This window comes from Nonomuraea cypriaca (genome assembly GCF_015645445.1).
GTDB classification, from domain to species: Bacteria; Actinomycetota; Actinomycetes; order Streptosporangiales; family Streptosporangiaceae; genus Nonomuraea; species Nonomuraea cypriaca.
On sequence record NZ_JADOGI010000538.1, the window covers coordinates 1 to 1,110 of the forward strand.

Annotated in this window: 2 protein-coding genes; one reads left to right on the forward strand and one right to left on the reverse strand. The window is 72.2% G+C overall.

The genetic code is table 11. The features are described from left to right. Positions 1-438 (reverse strand): LysR family transcriptional regulator (locus ITP53_RS55480; protein ID WP_195903509.1); only part of this gene is annotated, 438 nt, incomplete at its 3' end. 80 nt (positions 439-518) lie between these two features. Here ITP53_RS55480 and ITP53_RS55485 point away from each other — a divergent pair. Then, positions 519-1,110: EamA family transporter (locus ITP53_RS55485; RefSeq protein ID WP_207757782.1), on the forward strand; the 592-nt coding region annotated here is incomplete at its 3' end.

Below are 1,110 nucleotides of genomic sequence, written 5' to 3' on the forward strand. Positions count from 1 at the left end.
GTGGGGGGTGGTGGTGATGGCGAGGTCAATGGTGCCGGTGGCGAGCCAGGAGGCGAGTTCGTCGTCCTCCCCCTGGACGACCAGTGCCGGGGGTTCCTGGCCGAGCCGGACCAGGGTCTGTGGGACGAGCCGTACGAGTGCGCTGGAGACCGCTCCGACCCGGAGCCGGGGCAGTGGCTCGCGGTCGGCGAGCGCTTCGATGGCGTGCAGGTGCTCGACCGCGGCACGTCCGTGGGCGGCCGCCTCGCGCCCCAGCGCCGTCAGTGACGCCCCGGCCTGGCCCCGGTGTACGACCGGCGCGGCGAGACGGCGTTCGAGGGCGGCGATGGCGCGGCTGACCGCCGACTGCGTGAGCCCGAGTGCCTCACCGGCCCGGGTGAAGCTTCCGTGCTCGTCGATGGCGAGCAGCGCTTCGACATGTCCGATGCCGATCTCCATCTCGTCATGATACGGGCTCATGGATCTCATGAATACAAGTCGTTGGACGCATAAGAGCAGGTCACCATAGCCTTGGCTACATGTCCAGAGTGGTGACGGCGATGGTGTTGTTGTGGCTGTGCTGGGGTTCGTCGTTCCCTGCGATGCGGGTGATGGTGAAGACCCTGCCTCCGCTGCTCGCCTCAGGAGCGATCTTCCTGGTGGCCGGAGGGGTGCTGGCCGCCGCCCGGCCGGCGTGGCTGCGCGAGCTGAGCCGCCGCCAGGTCGCGGTCGCCGCGGGCACCGGCACGTGCCTGCTCGGTGCGCAGGGCACGATCGCGGTCGCGATGCGGCACGTTACCGCGGGCAGCGCCGCGCTGCTGGTCGCCGCCATCCCGCTGTGGATCGTGGTGCTGCGCGCGTTCCTCGGGGACCGGCCTTCTGGGGCGAGCCTGGCGCGGCTGCTGATCGGGTTCGCGGGGGTGTTGGTCGTGCTCGTCGCGGGCTCGACCGGCGACCAGGGCTGGTCCGCGTGGTCCCTGGCGGTCGTGGCGGCCTCCATCGCCTGGGCCGCCGGCACCCTGTGGACCTCCCGTACCGCACCTCCGCCCGCGCCGCGCTCCTCCCCTACGCCCCCGCTCACCCCGTCCTCACCAGAGGCGCCCGCCGGCACCACGCCCCCATCCACCGCAC